17 protein-coding genes and 2 pseudogenes are annotated in these 23,111 nt (G+C 59.0%); 10 read left to right on the top strand and 9 right to left on the bottom strand.

The window, feature by feature from the left end; translation table 11 throughout:
- Positions 1-199: 199 nt before the first annotated feature.
- Complete coding sequence (locus tag BN32_RS01085) at positions 200-1,480, bottom strand: hypothetical protein (RefSeq protein WP_019195392.1); 1,281 nt, start codon at positions 1,478-1,480, stop codon at positions 200-202.
- A 343-nt stretch (positions 1,481-1,823) separates the two neighbouring features.
- On the opposite strand from BN32_RS01085, the gene BN32_RS01075 reads away from it, so the two are divergent.
- A complete protein-coding gene (locus BN32_RS01075) occupies positions 1,824-2,003 on the top strand; it encodes a hypothetical protein (protein ID WP_019195390.1) in 180 nt (59 codons plus the stop codon).
- Between the two features lie 302 nt (positions 2,004-2,305).
- Positions 2,306-2,635 (top strand): annotated as a pseudogene (locus BN32_RS01070) (aldehyde dehydrogenase family protein); the annotation flags it as partial.
- A gap of 8 nt (positions 2,636-2,643) precedes the next feature.
- On the opposite strand, the gene rocD reads toward BN32_RS01070, so the two are convergent.
- The gene (rocD, locus tag BN32_RS01065) at positions 2,644-3,864 is read right to left on the bottom strand and encodes an ornithine--oxo-acid transaminase (protein ID WP_019195388.1); all 1,221 of its coding nucleotides are present in this window, start codon (positions 3,862-3,864) and stop codon (positions 2,644-2,646) included.
- A 327-nt stretch (positions 3,865-4,191) separates the two neighbouring features.
- Between rocD and BN32_RS01060 the strand changes: the two genes are divergently transcribed.
- From BN32_RS01060 to BN32_RS01045, 3 genes are all read left to right on the top strand, one after another.
- Positions 4,192-6,969, top strand: a complete 2,778-nt coding sequence (locus BN32_RS01060; protein WP_019195387.1) for a UPF0182 family membrane protein — start codon at positions 4,192-4,194, stop codon at positions 6,967-6,969.
- A 115-nt stretch (positions 6,970-7,084) separates the two neighbouring features.
- Positions 7,085-7,447: a VOC family protein gene (locus BN32_RS01055; RefSeq protein WP_019195386.1), complete on the top strand. Its 363-nt coding sequence runs from the start codon at positions 7,085-7,087 to the stop codon at positions 7,445-7,447.
- Positions 7,448-7,913: 466 nt separating this feature from the next.
- Complete coding sequence (locus BN32_RS01045) at positions 7,914-8,384, top strand: aminoacyl-tRNA deacylase (protein WP_040425319.1); 471 nt, start codon at positions 7,914-7,916, stop codon at positions 8,382-8,384.
- A 128-nt stretch (positions 8,385-8,512) separates the two neighbouring features.
- Here BN32_RS01045 and BN32_RS01040 read toward each other — a convergent pair whose 3' ends face one another.
- Positions 8,513-9,301: an AMP nucleosidase gene (locus BN32_RS01040; protein ID WP_019195383.1), complete on the bottom strand. Its 789-nt coding sequence runs from the start codon at positions 9,299-9,301 to the stop codon at positions 8,513-8,515.
- A gap of 402 nt (positions 9,302-9,703) precedes the next feature.
- Here BN32_RS01040 and BN32_RS01035 point away from each other — a divergent pair, with 402 nt between their 5' ends.
- The gene (locus BN32_RS01035; protein WP_019195382.1) at positions 9,704-10,123 is read left to right on the top strand and encodes a CBS domain-containing protein; all 420 of its coding nucleotides are present in this window, start codon (positions 9,704-9,706) and stop codon (positions 10,121-10,123) included.
- A gap of 397 nt (positions 10,124-10,520) precedes the next feature.
- On the opposite strand, the pseudogene BN32_RS26650 reads toward BN32_RS01035, so the two are convergent.
- Positions 10,521-10,894: pseudogene (locus tag BN32_RS26650) on the bottom strand (transposase); the annotation flags it as partial.
- A gap of 397 nt (positions 10,895-11,291) precedes the next feature.
- On the opposite strand from BN32_RS26650, the gene xdhA reads away from it, so the two are divergent.
- The 3 genes from xdhA to xdhC are packed head-to-tail and all read left to right on the top strand — an operon-like array spanning position 11,292 to position 15,935.
- Positions 11,292-12,761: a xanthine dehydrogenase small subunit gene (xdhA, locus tag BN32_RS01025; RefSeq protein ID WP_040425317.1), complete on the top strand. Its 1,470-nt coding sequence runs from the start codon at positions 11,292-11,294 to the stop codon at positions 12,759-12,761.
- Entirely contained in the window at positions 12,754-15,102 is a 2,349-nt protein-coding gene (gene xdhB, locus BN32_RS01020) for a xanthine dehydrogenase molybdopterin binding subunit (RefSeq protein WP_019195378.1), read from the top strand. The genes xdhA and xdhB overlap by 8 nt, the downstream gene beginning before the upstream one ends.
- A complete protein-coding gene (gene xdhC, locus BN32_RS01015; RefSeq protein ID WP_051488425.1) occupies positions 15,099-15,935 on the top strand; it encodes a xanthine dehydrogenase accessory protein XdhC in 837 nt (278 codons plus the stop codon). Before xdhB ends, xdhC begins: the two co-directional genes overlap by 4 nt.
- Positions 15,936-16,061: 126 nt before the next feature.
- On the opposite strand, the gene BN32_RS26640 is transcribed toward xdhC, so the two are convergent.
- Entirely contained in the window at positions 16,062-16,214 is a 153-nt protein-coding gene (locus BN32_RS26640; RefSeq protein ID WP_156946939.1) for a hypothetical protein, read from the bottom strand.
- A 526-nt stretch (positions 16,215-16,740) separates the two neighbouring features.
- Between BN32_RS26640 and BN32_RS01010 the strand changes: the two genes are divergently transcribed.
- Entirely contained in the window at positions 16,741-18,090 is a 1,350-nt protein-coding gene (locus BN32_RS01010) for an 8-oxoguanine deaminase (RefSeq protein ID WP_019195376.1), read from the top strand.
- A 70-nt stretch (positions 18,091-18,160) separates the two neighbouring features.
- Here the strand turns inward: BN32_RS01010 and BN32_RS01005 are convergent, their stop codons facing one another.
- The 4 genes from BN32_RS01005 to BN32_RS00990 form a co-directional block, all read right to left on the bottom strand.
- Positions 18,161-19,210: a BMP family ABC transporter substrate-binding protein gene (locus BN32_RS01005; RefSeq protein ID WP_019195375.1), complete on the bottom strand. Its 1,050-nt coding sequence runs from the start codon at positions 19,208-19,210 to the stop codon at positions 18,161-18,163.
- A gap of 99 nt (positions 19,211-19,309) precedes the next feature.
- Complete coding sequence (locus BN32_RS01000; RefSeq protein WP_019195374.1) at positions 19,310-20,227, bottom strand: ABC transporter permease; 918 nt, start codon at positions 20,225-20,227, stop codon at positions 19,310-19,312.
- Positions 20,214-21,305, bottom strand: a complete 1,092-nt coding sequence (locus BN32_RS00995; protein WP_019195373.1) for an ABC transporter permease — start codon at positions 21,303-21,305, stop codon at positions 20,214-20,216. Before BN32_RS00995 ends, BN32_RS01000 begins: the two co-directional genes overlap by 14 nt.
- Positions 21,289-22,857, bottom strand: coding sequence for an ABC transporter ATP-binding protein (locus tag BN32_RS00990; protein ID WP_040425802.1), 1,569 nt, complete (start codon positions 22,855-22,857; stop codon positions 21,289-21,291). The genes BN32_RS00995 and BN32_RS00990 overlap by 17 nt, the downstream gene beginning before the upstream one ends.
- Positions 22,858-23,111: the final 254 nt, after the last annotated feature.

The raw sequence follows: 23,111 nt of genomic DNA, 5'->3' as shown, positions 1-23,111 counted from the left end.
CGCTAGTGTGTACCGACGGCATGCCGGCCGACGGCGAACTGGGTCTTCGCCTCGGACCATTCGCGCGGCGGGCGTTTCCACTCGGCCGCGGCGCGGTTCAAAGCTGGATACAGTAATTTTGTCGCGGCATCATCGGTTGGGAAATGGCCTCCGGTTCGGAAGGCCAGACGCAACCAGTTGCCACTCCAAGCCGATCAGGTCATGTCAATGCCTTCGAAACTGATCGGATTGCCTTCAATCCTTCTCCGAAACGAATGATCGCTTCCCGGTGGCGTTCGAGCTCGCTGTAGGCAAGAAAGCGGACGTCCAGATTGGCGACCGCAGCAAATGCCGGGCGAGCGACCTGAGCCCGCACTTCCGCTTCGCGGCTATCAGGCGCCACCAGATAGAGGCTCTTAAGCAAGCTGCCGCATGGCCCGAGAGCGAGATCCAACATTCGGACGATTCCAGAGTAGATCGATGTCGTATGTTCGACCTCAAAGGCGGCGTGAATGGCACCCTCGCCCTTGTCGAGCCACAGCACATCGATCAGCCGAACGGCGTCCATGCCAGCGGTGCCGCCGTCGAACGGCCTGAGATCACCGACGCATCCGTCCGACAATCGCCCGCCATTGTACGCGCGACTGCGGTCATTCGCGGCGATCCAAACATCGTATCCAAGACCCAGGCCCACATCACGCAGCCAGCCCTGGATTTCCGTGTGCGTTCGGTCAGTTTCGCCATTCGGACCGGTTGTTTGGACGGCAGCCTTGGACCGGATCTCGTCGAGATCCCGTGCCCAGGTATCCAGCCCGTCCGCCCCCTCTTTGGGCGGCGCCGGATATCGTCCCGATCCGACGTCGAACAGGAGACCGGCAACCGCGCCAAGGTCATTCGACAGGAGGTCGCGATACCGTGCATTCAACCGGAGCATGCCTACCCGCATTGCAAGATAATCAGGCCAACTGCCGAGCCTGACCTTCGCACCCGTTACCGAATTGTATCCTTTGACGATCGCAGTGTTGAACGGCGGCGCGATGGTGGGATGCAGGAAATAGAGGAGATTGGCTGCTGCAGGTCCCAGTCCCTTGATTTGGCATCTCTCCAGAGCCGCGATGGCCTCTAAGACCTGGACCTCGGTTGAACAGCAAGCACTGGTATCCAGGAATCGGCCGAATGCGCGCTGGTTTTCTGCGTTTTCGTAGATGTCCGGAATCCGCAGCTTCGGCTTCCACAGAAAGGCATGGTCCGCACCCTTGAATATCTGGCGCTGTTCCGCCACGGACTTAACAGCAATTTCAAGCGACGAGCCCTTGTAGAGATTACCGAAAGATCCCTTCTCTATCTCGCGGACCACCTGCTCGATGCCACGTCGAATGGACCGAAAATTCTTGAGTCGCTCCTCCCACAAAAACCAGCCGCGATAAGTCGCGCCAGGATCTGCCCGCCAAGATTCAATCAACCGTCTCAGCGGTTCGACATTGATTTCGCTGTCCAACATTCCCGACCCCATCCGGCACGCAGCAAAAACATTGCACATATGCTCTATCTTCAGCAATGCGACACAGACACCGGCTGCCAGCACGCCTCAGCTATCGGACTGCATCGCCGGCCTCGGGCGCCTGTCAAGATCGTTCGCTGCGCGCGGTACCTCGAAGACCGGTTCCGTCCATCGTTACTATGCGTGCTCGACCTGCGCCCGAAAGAGAAAGACGGCCTGCAAACGCCGGTCGATGCTGATGGACAAGCTCGACAATCTCGTCACTACCCACATGACCGAACGACTGTTTTAGCCGGAGCGTCTGGCCACGATCTTGTCCTCGCTGGCATCGCGGCGTTCGGAAATGGCGGACGCGGTAAATGCCCGCGTGACCGCTTTGCAGTGCGACGTCACCGATGCCGATGAGAAGCTCAAGCAGCTCTATCGGCTGATCGCAGACGGCATCGGGATCGTGCCAAAGCCGCGCTCGAACGTACCAATCGCATTCAGCACAAGCCATCCAGATCGACCCGGCATTGCTTGAGCGTTCCGGCCGCAGCATGCGTGAGAACTTTACCTCTGGATCGATCCCGCTCCGCAAAACCTACCTGCAATCCCTCATCGACGTGATCGAGATCGACGATCCGGATCAAAGGCAGCAAAGACGCACTCGAAAGAGCGGTCCTGGCCCGCCGAAACGGGGCCATTCCGGGTTCGCAGATGAGTGCTGAGTGGCGCGCCATGCAGAAGGTGCACGCATAGGCCGAAAAATCGATCGGTCGAATCTTGCCGCCAAGATACGGAGGCATTCCGGCTCGAGCCAGGCGGGTAGTAGCCAGCGATGCGGACGAGACGTTTGCGCCGATTCTCTACGTTTTGAGGTATTCGGAGTTCGATAAGGCGCTGGCATCCTCGATCTTCTCACCGATATGCACGAAGTGCAAAAAATTTCTCTCGATCAGGGGTTCCGACTGCGGCATCGCCAATGTCAACATCGGCCTTTCCGGCGCAGAGATCGGCGGCGCATTCGGCGGCGAAGAGGAAACCGGCGGTGGACGCGAGCCAGGTTCAGATGCATGGAAGGCCCATATGCGCCGGATTACCAGCACCATCAACTTCGGCCATGACCTTCCGCTCGCCCAGACGTCAGATAAGACATCGATTGACCTCGTGTGATCGTATCATTACCCGAGAAGAGTATCCGTTTTGGCGACGTCCTCCAGAACTTCGGTGAGCCGGTCCACCGCCCAGTCGACTTGTGATTCATCAATGATCAAGGGCGGCGCAAACCGTATCGTGTTGCGGTGGGTATCCTTGGTCAACACGCCCGCCCGCAATAGCTGTATGACCACGGCGCCCGCACTCGCAACGTCGCGATCCAGTTCAACCCCCGCGAACAGACCTCGGCCTCGCACATCGCGGATGATCGGGTTCTTGATCGATGCGAGCCGATTGAGAAGATGGGCGCCGACAGCCGCAGCCCGCTCGATCAATGCCTCGTCAATCAGCGTTTCAAGAGCGGCCAATCCAACCGCAGCAGCGATCGGATTTCCACCGAAGGTACTGCCGTGATCTCCCGGCCTGAAAACCTCCATGACCTCACGACGCGCGAGAAACAGCGACACCGGCAGGAGCCCGCCGCCGAGCGCCTTGCCGAGCATCAACCCGTCTGGCAAGACCCCTTCATGTTGACACGCGAGCAGTCGGCCGGTGCGTCCCAGACCACTTTGGATCTCGTCGCACAGCAGCAGCACGTTGTTTGCCCGGCAGATGCGCTCGGCTTCCGCCAGGTAACCCGGCGGCGGCACGTTGATGCCGCCTTCACCCTGTATCGGCTCGACCAGAAAGGCCGCAGTATTCGGTGTGATCGCGGCCTCTAGTGCTGCAGCGTCACCGAACGGAACGAGCCTGAAGCCGGGCGGGAATGGCCCAAAACCATCGCGATACTGGGCAACGGATGAAAAGCCGACGATGGAAATCGTCCGGCCGTGAAAATTGCCCTCTGCTGTAATGATCTCCGCCTGATCGCCTAGCACGCCCTTGACCTTGTAGGCCCATTTGCGCGCAGCCTTGAGCGCAGTCTCCACCGCTTCCGCGCCGCTGTTCATCGGCAGCGCCAAATCCATGCCGGTCAGGGTGCAGGCCCGCGCCAGGAAAGGTCCCAATCGATCGCTGAAATAGGCGCGCGATATCGTGTCGAGCTGCCGGGCCTGTTCGGTCAGGGCCTGAACGAGACGCGGATGGCAATGGCCGAAGCTGGCCGCCGAGTACGCCCCCATCATATCCATGTAACGTCGCCCGCTCTCGTCCCACACGTAAACCCCTTCACTGCGGACGATGGTAACGGGCAACGGCGCATAATTTCCTGCGCCGAAACGGGCTTCGAGGTTGGAGAGATCAATCATGGCGCCACTCCCTTCAAACCCAGGCTGAATCACATCGCGCAGCCACTGTCGGTGCACCTCGAATGATTGCGCGGTGGACTATATTGGCGGCGTCGATCCCGATGGCCTTGGACTCCCGGATCAATTCTCGCCACGTCACGCGAGGGCCACATGCCACTCCGACCATCGTGATCTCGTAGAGACGAGACACCGTTGCGAGATCGCTGTTCATGCGCGCCCTTCTGGTTGGGTGCATCAGTTCCAATGTGGGCAGAATCTCGTAAAAAGACAGGTACACAGATCCACAACGGACGTCATCGCATTTCGCTTTTCTGCTATAGTGAAGTTATGACGATCGGGATCACCGGGCCAGAGCGGCAAGCACCGCGGCGGAACGTGGTGGTGGCGCTCCTTACTGCGGCTATCGCCGGAGCTGTCAGCCTAATCCTGCTGGGGCTCACCAGTGCCACTCTGGTCGACTGGATGTGGTTTTCCGCGATCGGCTATTTGAATGTCTTTTGGACGACGATCGGTGCAAAAGCTGGCGTCTTCTTTGTAGTCTTCACGGCAACTGCCATCATCATCTGGGCAAACGCACGGCTGGCACTTAAGTTTGCCCGGCAGCCAGCCCAGCCTCACTTCGCATGGAAGCTTACGGCCATTACAACATCATCCGATCTGCTGGAATTGCTGCGCAATCGGCTGCCATGGTCTCTCACCATCGCTGTCGGCGCGGGACTTGTCGCTTTGCTTGTAGCCTCGGGAGAGGTCAGCAACTGGAGCGTTTTTCTACGGTTCCTCTATCACGTGCCCTACGGCGCGAACGATCCACTTTTCGACAAGGACATTGGATTCTATCTGTTTTCTCTGCCCGCTTATATCGCCGTCAAAAATTGGATGTTGCTCACGCTTTTCATAAGCGCGCTCTTTGCTGGATTAATCTATTGGGCGCACGGCGACATCGAATACCACGCCCGGCAACGATCGATGTCGCCAACAGCGATTGCCCACGGCTCAGTGCTGCTCGGCTTCTTCTTTGCCGTGAAGGCATGGTCCTACGGTCTCGATCGATACCTGCTGCTCTACGGCGACAATGGAGTCGTGGTCGGCGCAAGCTACACCGACGTCCATGTCGAGCTACCTGTCCTCTGGTTGCTGATCGGACTTTCGATCGTCGCAGCATTCGCAGCATGGGCGAACCTGCGAGTGCGCACCTACCGGCTCCCAACTGCGGCGATGATTCTCGTCTTTAGCGCCGCTCTTCTGTTATCCGGCGTGGTCCCCGGACTGTTTCAGCGATTGCTCGTCAAACCGAATGAACTGGAGTTGGAGCGCCCCTACATCGAACGCAACATCAAGCTGACCCGGGAGGCCTACAATCTTGACAAGATCACTGCAAAGCCATTCCCGGCCGAACAGAACCTCACCTTAAAGGCGCTTGAATCCAACAAAGCGACTATCGACAATATACGACTGTGGGATTGGCAACCGTTGTCGGATACGTACGCGCAACTGCAGGAAATTCGCACCTACTACAAGCTTCACAATCTGGATGTAGATCGCTATTGGCTTAACGGCACCTATCAAAGCGTGATGCTTTCGGCGCGTGAGCTCAAGTCCTCGCTGCTGCCGCCTAACGCACAGACGTGGGTCAACCTCCACCTCCTGTTCACCCACGGCAACGGTGCCGTGATGAGCCCGGTGACCCAAAAGAGCAGTGAAGGGCTCCCGCCCCTCTATTTGCGCGATATCCCTCCAGTTGCGGACGGAGGCCCCGAAATCCGCGAGCCACGAATCTATTATGGGGAGCAGAAGAGCGACTACGTTATCGTCAAAGGAACTACGCTGGAATTCGACTATCCAAAGGGAAAAGACAACGTCTACGTCGCCTATGACGGCGCCGGTGGCGTCCCGCTGTCGGGGATGCTGCGGAAAATCGTCTTCGCTCACCACTTCAACGATATGAATCTGCTTCTCTCAAGCTACATCACCGACGACAGCCGAATCATGATCCGGCGCAATATTCGGGAGCGGGTACGCACGATCACCCCATTCCTGAGCCTTGATCGGGACCCCTATCTGGTCATCAGTGAAGGGCGGATATTCTGGATGCAGGATGCCTATACGACGAGCGACTATTTTCCCTCTGCGCAGCCTGCGCCTGACCTCAATCTCAATTACATCCGCAATTCTGTGAAAATCGTCATTGATGCCTATAACGGCACTGTCGATTTCTATCTGATTGACTCGACGGATCCGATCGCCGCTACCTACCAGCGCATCTTCCCGGAATTGTTCAAGCCGCTTGCGGCCATGCCGCCGGATTTGCAAAAGCATATCCGCTATCCGGAAGACCTCTTCCTGATTCAGGCGCGGCTTTATCAGGCCTACCACATGGAAGCGGCCGACGTTTTTTATAACCGCGAGGATCTTTGGCAATTCCCGCGCCAACCGGACAGCGATGGCAGCGCGGCCTTGATGGTCCCTTACTACATCATCATGCGGCTGCCCGGAGAAACACAAGCTGAGTTCTTTATCATGATTCCCATGGTGCCGAGCCGCCGCGACAACATGATCGCATGGCTTGCAGCGCGCTGCGACGCACCCGACTACGGCAAACTGATCGTCTACGAGTTTCCCAAGGAGAAGCTCGTGTACGGACCGTTCCAGATCGAAGCCCGGATTCATCAGAACACCGAGATCTCTCAACAGATATCGCTATGGAACCAGATGGGTTCACGGGTGATCCGCGGAAATTTGCTTGTAATCCCGATCGAGAACTCGATCCTCTATGTATCCCCACTGTATTTGCGGGCAGAGCAAGGACACTTGCCGGAGCTCAAGCGCGTGATCGCGGCCTATGGCGAAAACGTCGTCATGAAGGAAACGCTTGCCGAGGCCTTGTCGGCGCTATTCATAGAGGCAGGCACCGCGCCGACAACGGCGAGCGATGCAGCGAAATTGTCAAGCGCGGGCTCTGCGGTGAACCGAGCGCAGCAGGCGCTCGATCGCTACAATCAGGCAATGGAGCGATTGAAATCCGGAGATTGGAAAGGGTTTGGCACACAATTCGATGCAATGCGCGAGCTATTGGAAGAGATGAACCGACAATCTACCGGCCATTAGGATTCGAGCGGAGCAAGGCCTTTATCACGTTAGTTTGAGTCAGGAACGAATTCTGACCGGTGAAGCAGTGTCGGCTACAAATGGCGCGGGGAATTGAAACAGGAGAGCTCCATCCATGATCGAGGGGATCAGCGCAATCACACTGGCCACGCACGAAATGTCGCGAGCTGTCCGATTCTACCGCGCCCTGGGGTTTGAGGTCCAGCATGGCGGCGAAGAGTCGTCATTCACCAGCTTTCGAGCGGGGGCGAGCTATCTAAACCTCATCGCCCAGCCTGCTGAGCGGCGCTGGTTCTGGTGGGGGCGCGCAATCTTTTACGTCACCGATGTTGATGCACTGTACGACCGCGCGCTCACAACAGGATGCCTGCCAACGACCGCGCCCCGCGATGCCGAATGGGGTGAGCGCTTTTTCCACCTCACAGATCCTGACGGTCATGAACTCAGTTTCGCTCGGCCCTTGCTCTCGGTCCAATAGCAACTCCAAGCAGCCTGCCATTTCAACAGGTGCTCGGAGCGCGTATGATGCTCCGATGAACAGTGGTCGCCGCAATCCGGCGAGTTTGAGTCATGATGGCAACGAACGCTCGCATCGTGACCGTGTTTGGCGGAACCGGATTTCTCGGCCAGCGCATCGTTCGGCGGCTGCGCTATCGCAGATTTCCCGTTCGGGTCGCGTCAAGGCATCCGGATCGGGGGCGCAGACTTTTTGGTTCTGATGATCCGACGTCCCGGGCGCCGATTTGCGGCGCTCGCGCACTCTACCGCCGACAGCGCAAGTATCCTGGCTATCTCGCGATAGAGTTGGTCACCGACGACGGATTGCAACTGGCGGATGGAAGTCCCATGTTGATATTATAGTCACGCAGCCGCCCATCGTACGGCGAGAGTCTGCAGGTAGACTTCACGGTGGATGGTTTGCGTATTGCACCGGAGGTCACGCCATGTCCATTGCTCCCACCCTCCAGAAATACCTAGCCGCTGAAAACATCCAATACGAGGAGATCCCGCATGAAATCAGCATGACGTCCACTCGCACGGCTGAGGCATGCCATATCTCGGGCGATCGCCTTGCCAAGGGCATCGTGTTGCGGCGCGACGGCGAATATATGCTGGCCGTCCTGCCCGCATCGCATCACCTCCGCCTGTCGGAACTGAGGACAAAACTCGGTGACAATGTCGACATGGCAGATGAAACCGAGATCAATCAGCTGTTCCGCGACTGTGCACACGGCGCAGTTCCTGCCGTCGGAAAATGCTACGGGCTGGATCTCATCGTCGACGATAGCATCGAGGCACAGCCGGAGATCTACATGGAGGCTGGCGATCACGAGACGCTGCTTCATCTGAGTCACGCGCAGTTTGCGCGCCTGACCGCCGGCGCGATGCATGGGCGCTTTAGCGCGCACGACTGAGGATTTGTCGGTCATTTCTGCCGCTGGGCAGACTGGTCGAACAATCCGCGACGGCCGTCGCTGTCCGAAATGGGATGATCATGCTGCTGCTTAACTGTTCACGCGGCGGCGCGACGCCTTTTTACGTCTCATGCATCGAAATCGTCTTCGAAACGCAAATGCTTAACGCTGCGGCCACGGCGCCGCACAAGCCTCAGGGCCTCTATCCCTATCTTGATATGCCTTTCGACATAGTTCGCGGTCACCACCTGATCCGACGCTTCGGTCTTCACACCCTCGGGGATCATTGGCTGATCGGACACGAGAAGCAGTGCCCCGGTCGGAATGTGATTGGCAAACCCTGCAGCAAAGATTGTTGCAGTCTCCATGTCGATCGCCATACTCCGTGTACGACGCAACAGATCCCTGAAGCGATCATCGTGTTCCCAGACACGACGATTGGTCGTGTACACAGTACCTGTCCAATAGTCGTGACCGAGATCGCGGATCATCGTTGACACCGCGCGTTGCAACTGGAACGCGGGCAGCGCGGGGACCTCCGGTGGCAGGTAATCATTCGAGGTACCTTCGCCCCGAATGGCCGCAATCGGTAGAATCAAGTCGCCAATATGATTCTTGCGTTTCAACCCGCCACATTTACCAAGAAACAATACGGCTTTCGGCGCAATGGCGCTTAATAGATCCATCACCGTCGCGGCATTCGGGCTTCCCATGCCGAAGTTAATCAGAGTGATCCCATCAGCAGTCACGTTAGGCATCGGTCGATCTACGCCCTTTACTAAACCTCCATGCAGTGTGGCGAACCATTCGACGTAATTGTCGAAGTTGGTCAGAAGAACATACTCTCCGAATTCGGCGAGCGGCGTGCCGGTGTAACGCGGCAGCCAGTTTTCCACGATGTCCCTTTTCTCTTTCATTCCCTTTGACCTCATCTGGAGGCGCGCAGCAACGCAGACTATCAGGCTAGAACCGTTCCCTGTCCAATGTGACACGCCTGGATTTGCAGGATTCCACTAATCCGTTCCGGACGCGGAAGTCATCGCGCTGACGCCTTACACAGGCTTTGGGGAAACCTGACATAAGCGGCTTCGCGTCGGATGCGCGCGGCCCATTACCTTTGCGATGTTGGGCGGGAATCCCGGCCGCGAAGTCGCTGTCACTTGTTCAGGAGGGCGGCAGCGACAGCGCTTGTCTGGTCCGGTCGCGTAGGAATGATGCTTTCTTCTGCGACCTCGCACGCAATCGGTTGTATAGTTGAGAAAAACGGGGCCGTGCTGCATTGCATCAAGTGCACTTGAACCCATTAATGGAGGCTCGCGATGAAAGTCAAAGACGTGATGCACAAGGGTGTCGACTGGGTCAGCCCCAACACCCCTGTCACCGAGCTCGCGAAATTGATGCGGGGGCATGACATCGGCTGCATTCCGATTGGGGAGGACGACCGACTGATCGGGATCGTGACCGATCGCAACATCGTCTGCAAAGGGCTCGCGAGCAACACCTTCGATGCTGGCCGCGCAACGGCGCGCGATGTGATGACCGAAGGCATCCATTGTTGCCGGGAGGACGATGATCTCCCAAAGGCGGTGCATCACATGGAGAAGCTGCAGGTCCGCAGGCTGCCGGTGATCAACAAGAGCAAGCGGATGGTTGGCATCATCAGTCTGGGTGACGTCAGCCATTTTGCGTCCGGTGATTTGCTGTCTGAGTGCGTCAAGAGCGTTTCGGCCCATCACTGAAACGCGACCACCGCTCTTCTCGCGATAGCCGCTCGATCAGACGTTGAGACGAAGCCGGGCAATACTCTTATCATGGGCGGCAGGATCGGCTGCATCATCTGCTGCTGTCCCACTCTACGGCATGCACTCAATCACACATGAAGTTCATCGATCGGTCACCTGCTACAAAGACAAGCCCTCTCGATGCGACGAGAATAGTTGCAACCTCCCAATGGAAGCATATTTCTGGAATGGAATGACATTATCATCAAGAGCCACAGAGGCTCCGACGTTGAGGGTTTTCGTAGACGCTATCAGTCTCGTAGGTGGCAAAATGGCGGGCCAGTCTAAATAGAACTGCGAACTCATATGCCGTTGAAATTGGTATATATTAGTCGCCTTGACAATGAAGCGGTTCGCCATCAAGGCTGCGATCAGCGACGAAGTCATAGAACCAGACATGGTGGGGCGCTCCGGCCGCAGCCGGATACACGAACCGTCGTTGAGTAACAGACGCCCTCGCTTAGGCTGTTTGGCTGGGACTTTCAGCCCTCACATCGCCAGATCCGCTCGACACGCTTCTTATTGACCGTCCGCGTTCTCCGTCTCCAGCTCCTTCAAGCGCTTCACCCGATCGCCCCTCAGGCCGCCGTACTCGTTCCGCCATCGATAATACGTAACTTCTGTCACGCCTATCGTTCGCACCGCGTCTCCAACCTGCCGCCCCCGTGCCATGAGCACGTCAACCTGCCGCAGCGTCGCAACTTCAGCCGTATGCCTCTCCCTTGCCATCGATCTTATCCTCCATCCGAAATCATACTTCAGGGAGGACCGCTTCAAAGGGGGGCAGATCAATGCAACTCCCGCCCAGAGCGAGGCGTCATTGTCAGCGACGCGGTGGATCTGGGCAGACATCTTTCGAGAAATTGCGAAAATGTTTCTTCGGGAACTACAAGGCCGTATTGGGCTACGGTGTTATGTTCTGATCGCAACAGGTGCCAGCGGGCGCCTGAATAATTAAGATAGCCTGGCGCGACTGAGCAGGCCGCAGGAAGGAGAGCATAACTGGCTTAGCATCGCGACATCTCACCGCGTATGTTGGCCCGCTGACCTCTGTTGTGGAATTACGACAACCTTGGCACCTGTCGAGACAACTAACCCAAGTTTCTCTGCAAGATGGACCTCGCAAATGAGAAGGTGTATCCGGTTCCTCTTAGGTGACGAGCTACGTGAAATCAACAGCTTTGCCCCGACCATGACGGTCCTTGACTGGTTGCGTCTCGAGGAACGGCGCGTTGGTACCAAGGAAGGCTGCAACGAAGGCGATTGCGGCGCCTGCACTGTCGTACTCGCTCGCCCCGACCGCGGACGCTTGCGCTATCAGGCTGTCAACGCGTGCATCCAGTTCGTCGGCTCCCTTGATGGCAGTCAGCTCCTCACAGTAGAACATCTGGCGGGTTCCGACGGGCAATTGCATCCGGTGCAGCAAGCTATGGTCGACTGCCACGGCTCGCAATGCGGCTTTTGCACGCCCGGCTTCGTAATGTCTCTTTTCGCGCTGTCGAAGAGTGTGGATGCCGTCCCGAACCAAGACGCGATCAACGATGCCCTCGCCGGGAATCTGTGCCGATGCACGGGCTATGCGCCGATCGTCCGGGCTGCCGAGCGTGTTTGCGCCGGCACAAACGCTGATTGTTTCGATCAGCGGGAGGCGCAGACGATTTCCCGCCTTGAGATTTTGCGCGACGAGGAAACGATCTCGATCGAAAGCGTCGCCGGCACCTTCTACGCGCCGGCCACGATGGATGCGCTCGCCGAGTTCCTGCTGGCCGCGCCGCACGCCACCATTGTCGCTGGCTCAACCGATGTCGGCTTGTGGGTCACCAAGCATATGCGCAAGCTCGATCCTGTGGTCTGGATCGGCCGGGTTCGCGACCTGCAACACATCGACGACACCGGCGACACCATTGAAATCGGTGCGGCAGTAACGTACGCCGACGCCACCACTCTTCTCGCCCGGTACTATCCCGATCTCGGCGAGATCTTCCGCCGGCTTGGCTCAACCCAGATCCGCAACGTCGGCACCATCGGCGGCAATATTGCCAATGGCTCGCCGATCGGGGACGCTTCCCCCGCGCTGGTTGCACTCGGCGCGACGCTGCATCTCAGGTGCGGCGCGAAACAGCGCTCGTTGCCGCTGGAAGATTTCTTCGTCGCCTATGGCAAGCAGGATCGTGGTCCTGGCGAATTTGTCGAACGAATCAGCGTGCCGAAGCCGTTGGCCGACGCCCGCTTCCGAGCGTACAAGATCAGCAAGCGCTTTGATCAGGACATTTCGGCGTTGATGGGGGCCTTCCTGCTTCGCCTTGACGGCGACCGCGTAGTCGAGGCGCGTGTCGCATTCGGCGGCATGGCGGCCACGCCGATGCGCGCCGCGGCGGTCGAACGGGTCTTGACAGGGCGCTCCTTCGACGAAACGGCAGTAGCTGCAGTCAAGAGCGCGCTGGCGCAGGACTTCTCGCCAATCAGCGACATGAGGGCGAGCGCCAACTATCGCACGCGCGTCGCCCAGAACCTGATCGAGCGCCTGCACGTCGAACTGATGCTCCCGGCAGAGGAAACCCGCCTGGTCGGCGCCAAGGAGCTTGCCCATGTCTAAGAACGAGCGGAACGTTCTGCTCGGCGTCGTGCACACTGCGCAACCCCACGACAGCGCCCGACGCCATGTCACCGGCGAGGCGATTTACGTCGATGATATGCCAACTCCCAATGGGCTGGTGCATGTCTATTTCGGCCTCAGCGAACGGCCGCATGCTCGTCTCACCGCCGTCAACCTCGGCAGGGTGCGCGAAGCTCCCGGCGTAGTCGCGGTTCTGACCGCCACTGATATTCCTGGCCAGAACGACGTCAGTCCGACGCACAAGCATGACGAGCCGCTGCTGGCGGAAGGAGTGGTCGAATTTCTTGGCCAGCCGATCTTCGCCGTCGCCGCCGAAACGCGGGAGCAGGCGCGCCGCGCCGCGCGCCTGGCCGCAATCATATATGAGGATCTGCCTGCGGTACTCGATATCGACACCGCAAAACCTATCGGCCAATTTGTGACCGAGCCGCTCAAACTGGCACGCGGCGATGCGATAGCAGGCCTCGCGGCGGCGCCCCGCCGCCTCTCTGGACGAATGCGGATCGGTGGACAAGATCACTTTTACTTGGAAGGCCAAATCGCCCTCGCCATTCCCGGCGAGGGGGATGAGGTCACCGTCTTTTCCTCTACCCAGCACCCGAGCGAAGTTCAGCACATGGTGGCGCTGACGCTGGGCGTGCCGTCTAACGCGGTAACCGTCGAGGTGCGCCGCATGGGTGGGGGCTTTGGCGGCAAGGAGACGCAGGGCAACCAATTTGCCTGCATCGCCGCTATCGTCGCGAAGCAGCTGAAGCGCGCAGCCAAGATCCGGCCCGACCGCGACGACGACATGATTGTTACCGGCAAACGCCACGACTTCGTCGTCGACTATGGAGTGGGGTTCGACGATGACGGGCGCATCAAGGCTGTCGATATGACCTTTGCTGCTCGCTGCGGCTGGTCTTCTGATCTCTCCGGCCCAGTCACCGACCGCGCCCTGTTCCATGCCGACAATTGCTATTTCTATCCGTCTGTGCGTTTGGTCTCGGAACCTCTGAAGACCAACACCGTCTCCAACACCGCTTTCCGCGGCTTCGGTGGACCGCAGGGCATGATAGGTGGCGAGCGTCTGATCGAGGAGATCGCCTATGCCACTGGCCTCGACCCATTAACCGTGCGCAAGCGCAATTTCTATGGCGGCGCCAACCGTGACTTGACGCCCTATCACCAGAAGGTTGAGGACAACATTATCCTCGATCTGGTGGAGACACTGGAGCGCGACTGCGCCTATCAAGCGCGGCGCCAAGCCATCCGCGACGCTAACGCTACCGGAGGTGTGATCAAACGCGGCATTGCGCTGACGCCGGTGAAGTTCGGCATCTCTTTCACTGCAACCCATTACAACCAGGCTGGTGCTCTGCTGCACGTCTATACGGACGGCAGCGTGCAGATCAATCACGGCGGCACCGAGATGGGCCAGGGCCTCCACACCAAGGTCGCTCAGATCGTCGCCCAGGAACTGCAAATCGACATCGCGCAGGTGAAGATTACCGCCACCACAACGGGCAAGGTTCCGAACACGTCAGCTACCGCTGCTTCGTCAGGTGCTGACCTCAACGGCAAAGCCGCGCAGGCGGCGGCGCGAACGATCAAGGAACGCCTCATCAACTTCGCGGCCAAGACATTTGGCGTGCCGAGGGCCGAGATCGTCTTCCTCCCCAACCACGTAATGATCGGCGACCGAACGGTACCATTTACCGAACTGATCAAGCAGGCCTACATGGCACGCATCCCGCTTTCCGCAACTGGTTTCTACAAAACGCCGAAAATTCATTGGGATCGGAAGCAAGGCCGAGGCCGCCCATTCTATTACTTCGCGTACGGCGCGTCCTGCAGCGAAGTCGCGGTCGATACTCTCACCGGTGAATACCGGGTGGAGCGCGTCAACATCCTCCATGATGCCGGCCGCTCTCTGAACCCGGCGGTAGATATCGGCCAAGTCGAGGGCGGCTTTGTCCAAGGCATGGGCTGGTTGACTACCGAGGAATTGTGGTGGGACGGCAATGGGCGGTTGTGCACGCATGCGCCCTCGACCTACAAGATTCCAGCCTGCAGTGACCGACCCCGCGTCTTCAACGTCGCCCTCCACCGGGGGGGCATCAATCGCGAGGATTCGATTTTCCGGTCAAAAGCTGTGGGCGAGCCGCCCATCATGCTCGCCATTTCCGTGCTTCATGCCCTCTCCGATGCCGTGGCGAGCGTCGCCAATTATCGGATCTGTCCGCGGCTCGACGCACCAGCAACTCCCGAGCGGGTCCTCGATGCGATCGAGCGGTTGCGCATTGCCCTGAAGTCGACCTCAACAGGAGACACAGCTTGAGTGCAGCCCTTTCGAGCGAGCTTGCTGCCCACTTGGCAGCGGGTACTGCAGCAGCATTGGTCGTAGTTGCCGAAGTGCGCGGATCGACCCCACGCGAAGCGGGTGCCGCGATGCTCGTCACAGAAAACCGCGTCGCCGGCACTATCGGCGGCGGCCGCTTCGAGTGGGAAGCGATCGCCGAGGCACGCAAACTGCTCGACCTTGACCTGGAGCGGCACGAACTCGCTATTCCGCTCGGCCCCGGCATCGGTCAATGTTGCGGCGGACATGTCACTCTCCTCATCGAACGGGCGACAGCCGACACGCTGGAGCGTCTTGCAGCTGCCGAAGCGATGGAGCGCGCCGCATACCCCGTCGTTCAGATCTTTGGCGCCGGACACGTCGGCAAGGCGTTGGCCACCGCTCTATCGCTGCTCCCATTCTCGGTGCGGCTGATCGACAGCCGGCCCGAAGAGTTCTCGGGCTTCGAAGCCGATGGCGTGACCATTATCTTGACCGACCGCATGCTAGTCGAAGTCGAGGCGGCGCCGGCCAATGCCGCCTATGTAGTGATGACCCACAGCCATTCGTTCGATGCACTGATCGCAAGCGCAGTGTTGGAGCGCGGGGACTTCGGTTATCTTGGTATTATTGGCTCGCACAGCAAGCGGAAGCGATTCATGACTGCCTTTCTTCAGCAGGGCGTCTCCCGCCGCGACATCGCACGCATCGTCTGCCCGATCGGCGGTAGCTTGGTGCGCGACAAGCGCCCGGCAGTCATTGCGGCTCTCACGGCCGCTGAACTCGTCAGAGTATTTGCCGCCGACGCTGCTTCGGCCCGGAAAGTAGCATAATGCGCAACAGCTTCCCGGCCACCTCGAACCTCCGTTTGCTCGGCAGCGAGTGTCCCCGCCAGCACCATTGAGACTGTCCGTCGTCAGATAATTGGAGCCTGATCAGGCTGTTCGAAAAGGGAGGCTTTAGTCATCAGGGTTAGAGTTTAAGCAGCCTGCGGTCAATGCTGCGAGCGGCGGGTTTGCGATGGTGACAAGCTTGATCCGGTTGCGTTCTGCGAGGATCGTCGCCTCTCCGCCGAAGTAGACGTCAGCCGGCGTGACGTTCGATGCCAGCAAGGCCTTTATCGGCCAGAAATACTCGCACTCCGTCGACCTCTGGGTCGCCTATCGCTATTAGCAGAACAAGTTCGGCCTCGACTACAATCCAACGCGCGACGTCTTCACCGTCGCAGCCACCGGTCACAGCACCAACACATAGACAAGCCTCAGTAGCCCGTGGTCTGCCCTGACATACCTCGCCGCAGATTGGATCGAGCGTAGCGTTCAACGGATGCGCCCGCGGCATCGCGAGAATTGCCATTTGTCGCTTATTTCGAAAGATCTTCCCGGAATCGGAGAAGGTACAACGGCGTCGCGCCGTCTATAGTCACAAAGATCCGAGATCGCAGTAGATGCAAAGGTCTCTCATGGGATCGAGTGGTAAAGCGCATTGCGGAGATCGTGACGCGTCGTTCCAGAAGCGGGAGCTAAATTGGGGGCATCACCCGCGGTGACAAACCGGCTGCGGCAGCTTCTGCGAACCCGCTGATTTCTAGTTGTGCCCGTTTGAGCCGACTTACAATCCGACGGAGAAACTACAGCCATGGACCAAAGCAACGCGATCTGGATCAAAGATCCACTGACCATTCTCGCCGATGGCGCGGAACGTGGCGTCGTCGTCCAGAACGGCAAGATCGTCGAACTGGTGCCAGCGGGCCATCTACCCACGACGGTGAATACTAAAATTTATGAAGCACGCGATCACGCCGTGCTACCTGGACTGATCAACACCCATCATCATTTCTTCCAGACCCTGACGCGGGCGCTGCCAGCGGCGCTCGATCGCGAGCTGTTTTCGTGGCTGCAGGCGCTGTACCCGATCTGGGCGAGGGTGACGCCAGAGGCGCTGAACCTCGCCGTTACCGTGGCAATGTCGGAGCTGCTGCTGTCCGGATGCACCACCACTACAGACCATCACTACCTGTTTCCCACGGGCATCGAGGATGCCGTCGACATCGAGGTTGCAGTCGCCAAGCGGCTCGGCCTTCGAGTGCTGTTGACGCGCGGTTCGATGAACCGGTCGCAGCGAGACGGCGGCTTGCCTCCCGACAGTGTCGTTCAGGATGAGGACACGATTCTCGCTGACAGCGAGCGCGTCGTAACGAAATTTCATGAAAGAGGCGAAGATGCTATGGTGCAGATCGCGCTGGCGCCGTGCTCACCGTTTTCGGTGACGACCTCTTTGATGCGGGCGACCGCTGTTCTGGCTGACAGGCTGGATGTTCGGATGCACACGCATCTAGGCGAAACCGAGGATGAGAACCGATACTGCGTACAGATTTATGGCTGCCGTCCGCTCGATTATCTCGAGCAATGCGGCTGGCTGAATGCGCGGACCTGGCTCGCCCACGGCGTTCATTTCAACGCACAGGAAATACGGCGGCTGGGCCGTGCCAAGACCAGCATCAGCCATTGCTCTTGCAGCAACCAGTTGCTCGCATCCGGCTGCTGTCCGATTTGCGATATGGAAGACGCTGGCGTTGCGATCGGGCTCGGCGTCGACGGCTCCGCGTCGAATGACTGTTCCAACCTGATGCAGGAGGTGCGTTCCGCATTTTTGCTGCAGCGCGCACGCTACGGTGTCGGCCGCGTCAGCCACAAGGACGCGCTGCGCTGGGCTACTAAAGGTTCAGCGGCATGCGTCGGTCGCCCCGAACTCGGCGAGATCTCGGTCGGGAAGGCCGCTGACCTCGCATTTTTCAAGCTCGACGAACTACGTTTCTCCGGCCACGGCGATCCGCTCGCCGCACTGGTTCTATGCGGCGCGCATCGCGCCGATAGGGTGATGGTCGGTGGAAACTGGGTGGTGATCGATGGTGCGATCCCTGGGCTCGACGTATCGGACCTGGTCCGCCGCCACAGCGCCGCCGCGCGTACGATGCAGGGGCAATGAGATCATGGCGAAAAACCGGGTCCGGACGTCACCGTCCGGACTCGATCTTCTCGGGACAGCTAGCTTAGCGCTACTTGCCAGGAATCTTGTCGTCGATGCCCTTGACGTAGAAGTTCATGCCGAGCACTTGGCCGTCGTCGAGATGGTGACCGCCCTTGCACTCCACCTCTTTGCCGTCTTGGCCGACGACCGGACATTTGAAGGGGAGCAATTTGCCGTCCCTGATCGCCACTTCGGTATCTTCAGCCAACTTCTTCACGTCGTCTGGCATGTTGGTGTAGGGCGCCATCACCACCATCTTGTCCTTCAGGCCAGCCCAAGTGTCCTCCGACTTCCAGGTGCCATCAAGCTCGGCCTTGACGCGCTGGATATAGTAGGGCGTCCAGTTATGCAGGGTCGAAGTGAGCTGCGCCTTCGGTCCGAACTTGATCATTTCGGAAGCTTGGCCGAATGCCCATTTGCCACGTTCTGACGCGATCTGCATCGCCGCCGGACTATCGGTGTGCTGCATGATGACGTCGGCGCCCTGATCGAGGAGTGCCTTTGCGGCGTCGGCTTCCTTGCCAGGGTCAAACCACGAGTTCGCCCAGATAATCTTGACCTTGATGTTGGGGTTTATCGTCTGCGCGCCGAGGATCGTGGAGTTGATGCCCGAGATGACTTCCGGGATGGGGAACGAGCCGATATAGCCGAGTACGCCGGTCTTCGACATCTTGGCGGCGATGATGCCCTGAATGTAACGCCCCTCATAGAACCTGCCGGAATAGGTCGACATGTTTTTGTCGCGCTTGTAGCCGGTGGCGTGCTCGAAACGCACGTTGGGATACTTCTTGGCCACCTTCAGCGTCGGCTCCATGTAGCCGAAGGACGTCGTGAAGATCAGCTTGTTGCCCGCGCGCACAAGCTGTTCGATCGAACGTTCGGAATCCGGACCTTCGCTGACGTTTTCGAGAAAGGTCGTCTCAACCTTATCGCCGAATTCCTTGACCATGGCTCGGCGTGCAAGCTCATGCTGGTAGGTCCAGCCGAAATCGCCGACCGGGCCGATATAAATGAAACCGACCTTGAGCTTCTCGGCTGCGGAAGCGCTAAACATGCTAGCCGCGGCAGTGAGGATCATAGCTGTCGCAGTAATGACAATCCTTCTCATAGGCTTCTCCGGTTACCGAGGGGGGCGGTCGATCCCGAGCGCACGCGCCCCATCGCGCGCTTCGGGTATTTATCGATCGGGCACGAAGACTGTTCCCAAGGCCGCGGGTGCGGTCGAACCACCGGCTCTTGCGCGCGAAATCAGAACGAGAACGATCACGGTGGCGAGATATGGTAAGGCCGACATGAATTGCGAGGGAATGCCGACGCCCCACCCCTGCGCGTGAAGCTGCAGGATCGTGACCGCGCCGAACAGATAGGCACCGATCACGAGACGGCCCGGCCGCCATGATGAAAACACTACCAGCGCCAACGCGATCCAGCCGCGTCCGGCAGTCATGCCAGGAACAAAGAAGGGCGTATAAGCCAGCGGCAAATAGGCTCCGGCGAGGCCGGCGCAAGCGCCGCCGAACATTACGGCACCCAGGCGGATTTTGAGCACCGGGTATCCCAGCGCGTGTGCGGAAACGTGATTGTCACCGACCGCGCGGATGATCAATCCGGAGCGGGTACGATATAGAAACAGCCAGACGCCGACGACCATCAACAACGAAGCATATACAAAGCCGTCTTCACCGAATAAAATACGGCCCAAAACCGGAATATCAGTCAGTCCAGGAATATACAGCTGCGGCGCAGGCGTAATTCGCTCGCCGACAAAGCCTGCGCCGATCAGGCCTGAGAGGCCTATACCCAGAATCGTCAATGCTAGACCGGTAGCGACCTGATTGACGGCGAGGCCCAACGTCATCAGCGCGAACACCAGCGATAGGGCCGTTCCAGCGGCAATGCCGCAGATAGCGCCGACGGTGGTCGAGCCGGTGAGCAGAGCGCCGCCAAAACCACAGGCGGCGCCCACGATCATCATCCCCTCGACGCCCAGATTGAGAACACCGGCCCGCTCGGTTACTAATTCGCCAGTGGCCGCGATCAACAGCGGGGTCGATGCCGCGAGCACCGACAGAATGATCGCTTCAAACAACTCCATGATGGGCCTTTGGCGACGGTGAGATCAGCCGGAAGCGGTAAAGGATGAGCGAGTCGCAGGCGAGCACGTAGAACAGCAGCAAGCCTTGAAGGACCTTGGTGACGTCCAACGGGATTTTCATTGCGATCTGCGCCTGCTCGCCGCCGATGAAGGTTAGAGCGAGGAAGAGCCCCGCGATTAGTATTCCCATCGGGTTGAGACGTCCGAGAAACGCGACGATGATGGCGGTGAAGCCGTAGCCGGGCGAAATGCCGGGCTGCAAGTGGCCAACGGGTCCGGCGACCTCGATGATTCCGGCTAGGCCCGCCAGCGCGCCCGAGATCGCAAAGGTAAGAAGGATCACACGGTTGGATTTAAAACCGCCAAACCGCGCAGCGCGAGATGCCGCGCCAACCACACGAATCTCAAATCCTTTGATCGTGCGTCCGAGCAGCACTGCCGCACCTGCGACCACAATCAGTGCAATGACGACGCCAAGGTGCAGACGGCCGCCCTCGATCAGCGCCGGAACGGTAGCAACCGGGTCGAACTTCGCCGTGGTCGGAAAGTTGAAGCCGGCAGGATCGCGCCACGGCCCGCGCACAAGATAGTCGAGAAATAGATCGGCGACGTAGACCAGCATCAGGCTGGTCAGGATCTCGCTGGCGCCGAACCTGACCTTGCACAATGCGGGGATCAGTGCATACAGCGCGCCCGCCACAGCTCCCATTAACAGCATTGTCGGCAGCACCCAGGCGCCAGCGTCTGTGCCTTGCGTTTTCACCGCCAGCCAACTGCCCGCGACGGCGCCAGCCAGTAACTGGCCCTCGGCGCCTATGTTCCAGACGTTCGCGAGATAGCATAGTGATAGGCCTATCCCGATCATCACCAACGGTGCTGCCTTCACTGCGATTTCCTGCAGCGAATAGCCGTCGGTCAGGGGATCGATGAAGTAGACGCCGAGCGCCGAGATCGGATTCTTGTCGAGGATCGCAAACAGAATGCTCATGGTGACGATGGTGAGGCAAATCGCAATCAACGGGGAGGCCAGCGCGACCGTATTGGATTGCTCCGCGCGCTTCTCAAGCACCAACAGCATCGTTCGCCTCCATTTGAGGTAAAGTGCTGCCCCCCATTAGCAGGCCGAGCTTCTCGCGGCTGGCGTCTGAAGTCGCCAACGGCTCTGACAAATGCCCATGAAACATCACGGCGATTCGGTCAGTGATCTCGGTGAGCTCATCGAGGTCCTGGCTTGTCACCAGGACTGCGGCGCCGCTGGCTGCGAGATCGAGCAGGGCTTGCCGGATCACGGCGGCGGCGCCAGCATCGACGCCCCAGGTCGGCTGACTGACGACGAGCACCGTCGGGTTGCGAAGGATTTCGCGGCCGACGATGAATTTCTGCAGGTTGCCGCCGGACAGGCTTGCCGCTTCAGGATCGCGTTTCGCCTTGCGTACGTCGAAGATCTCAGTGGCGCGGTCGACCGTCGCCAGCATTGCTGCCATGTTGACAAATCCATGCTGGACCATTCCGCTCGCCGCATGGCCCGTGAGCAGAGCGTTTTCAGAGAGCTTCATGCGCGGTACGGTGCCGTGACCCAAACGCTCTTCAGGAACGAAAGCCGCTCCGAGCTTGCGTCGAGAGGTAATGGAAAGATGTCCGGCTTCGTGTCCATCGATCACGATCATGCCGGGATCCTTCGCAAGACGTTCTCCCGAAAGTGCGGAAAATAGTTCGTTCTGGCCATTGCCGGCGACGCCAGCGATGCCCAAGATTTCACCACCCTTCAGCTCCAGCGAGATGTGTTCAAGCCGGACTCCGTGAGGATCGTCGAGCTCCATGTTGAGATCGTTGACAACGAGGCGCGGCACTGTCGTTCGCCGACCGGCTGCTGCTTTCACTTCCTTGACGTCGGCACCGACCATCATGCGGGCAAGGGAGGCCGCGGTCTCGTTCCGCGGAACGCAGATCGAGATTCTTTTGCCGCCGCGCAGAATCGTTGCCGTGTCGCAGAGCCGTTTCACCTCTTCCAATTTGTGGCTGATGTAGAGGATCGCACGGCCCTCCGCCTTAAGGCGTTCCAGCACGATGAAGAGTTGATCGGCTTCCTGCGGCGTCAGCACCGCCGTCGGCTCGTCGAGGATCAGGAACTTGGGGTCTTGCATCAATGCCCGGACGATCTCGATGCGCTGACGTTCCCCGACGGAGAGCCGCCAAACTTCCCGCTTCGGATCAAGCGGAAGCCCATAAACATTGGCCACTTCCTCCAGACGGGCAGACATGTCCTTGAACGGTTCCTTGCCGTCGAGACCCAGCGCCACGTTTTCGGCGACGGTGAGATTGTCGAACAGGGAAAAGTGCTGAGACACCATGCCGATGCCTAGTGCCCGCGCCTCAGACGGGCCGGCGAGGGTCATGGGCTTCCCCTGCCAGCGCATTTCGCCTTCGCTAGGTTGAATCAGACCGTAGATTTTTTTGACCAGCGTCGATTTTCCGGCTCCATTCTCTCCGAGCAGGGCATGGATTTCCCGCGGCCAGATATCGATGTCGATGGAATCAGTGGCGAGAAAGGTACCGTAGCGCTTGGTCAGGCCTATCGTCTGAAGCAAAGGGGTTTGCCTCTGCGGGTCGATTGACATCGGATTCGACATTTGCGACCAAGCATCCGACGGACGGCGTGGCAATACGACATCAAGGTTCTGGGTGAGATAAGACATTAGGGCAAGCGCTCTTGATCTAGTGATCTAGGAAAGCGATCGACAATTGCCGCGGTCAATTCGAAATCCCCAGTGGCGGATCCACGACGTCGAGGTCATTTAACCTTGAAAGTCGACTCGTCACGCCCATGTCGGGGATGTCCCGCTCGATGTTGAAGCGCGCCATCGCTTGCCTCGCTCATGCCGCT

The organism is Afipia birgiae 34632, from assembly GCF_000308295.2.
GTDB classification, from domain to species: domain Bacteria; phylum Pseudomonadota; class Alphaproteobacteria; order Rhizobiales; family Xanthobacteraceae; genus Afipia; species Afipia birgiae.
Note: the sequence above shows the minus strand (reverse complement) of the source record. Positions and strands in the feature narration are given on the sequence as shown.

Bases quoted from the DNA above. Each gene is read 5' to 3' on its own strand.
- BN32_RS01085 (WP_019195392.1), bottom strand. From the start codon at position 1,480: ATGTTGGACAGCGAAATCAATGTCGAACCGCTGAGACGGTTGATTGAA.
- BN32_RS01075 (WP_019195390.1), top strand. From the start codon at position 1,824: ATGGCGGACGCGGTAAATGCCCGCGTGACCGCTTTGCAGTGCGACGTC.
- rocD (WP_019195388.1), bottom strand. From the start codon at position 3,864: ATGATTGATCTCTCCAACCTCGAAGCCCGTTTCGGCGCAGGAAATTAT.
- BN32_RS01060 (WP_019195387.1), top strand. From the start codon at position 4,192: ATGACGATCGGGATCACCGGGCCAGAGCGGCAAGCACCGCGGCGGAAC.
- BN32_RS01055 (WP_019195386.1), top strand. From the start codon at position 7,085: ATGATCGAGGGGATCAGCGCAATCACACTGGCCACGCACGAAATGTCG.
- BN32_RS01045 (WP_040425319.1), top strand. From the start codon at position 7,914: ATGTCCATTGCTCCCACCCTCCAGAAATACCTAGCCGCTGAAAACATC.
- BN32_RS01040 (WP_019195383.1), bottom strand. From the start codon at position 9,301: ATGAAAGAGAAAAGGGACATCGTGGAAAACTGGCTGCCGCGTTACACC.
- BN32_RS01035 (WP_019195382.1), top strand. From the start codon at position 9,704: ATGAAAGTCAAAGACGTGATGCACAAGGGTGTCGACTGGGTCAGCCCC.
- xdhA (WP_040425317.1), top strand. From the start codon at position 11,292: ATGAGAAGGTGTATCCGGTTCCTCTTAGGTGACGAGCTACGTGAAATC.
- xdhB (WP_019195378.1), top strand. From the start codon at position 12,754: ATGTCTAAGAACGAGCGGAACGTTCTGCTCGGCGTCGTGCACACTGCG.
- BN32_RS01010 (WP_019195376.1), top strand. From the start codon at position 16,741: ATGGACCAAAGCAACGCGATCTGGATCAAAGATCCACTGACCATTCTC.
- BN32_RS01005 (WP_019195375.1), bottom strand. From the start codon at position 19,210: ATGATCCTCACTGCCGCGGCTAGCATGTTTAGCGCTTCCGCAGCCGAG.
- BN32_RS01000 (WP_019195374.1), bottom strand. From the start codon at position 20,227: ATGGAGTTGTTTGAAGCGATCATTCTGTCGGTGCTCGCGGCATCGACC.
- BN32_RS00995 (WP_019195373.1), bottom strand. From the start codon at position 21,305: ATGCTGTTGGTGCTTGAGAAGCGCGCGGAGCAATCCAATACGGTCGCG.
- BN32_RS00990 (WP_040425802.1), bottom strand. From the start codon at position 22,857: ATGTCGAATCCGATGTCAATCGACCCGCAGAGGCAAACCCCTTTGCTT.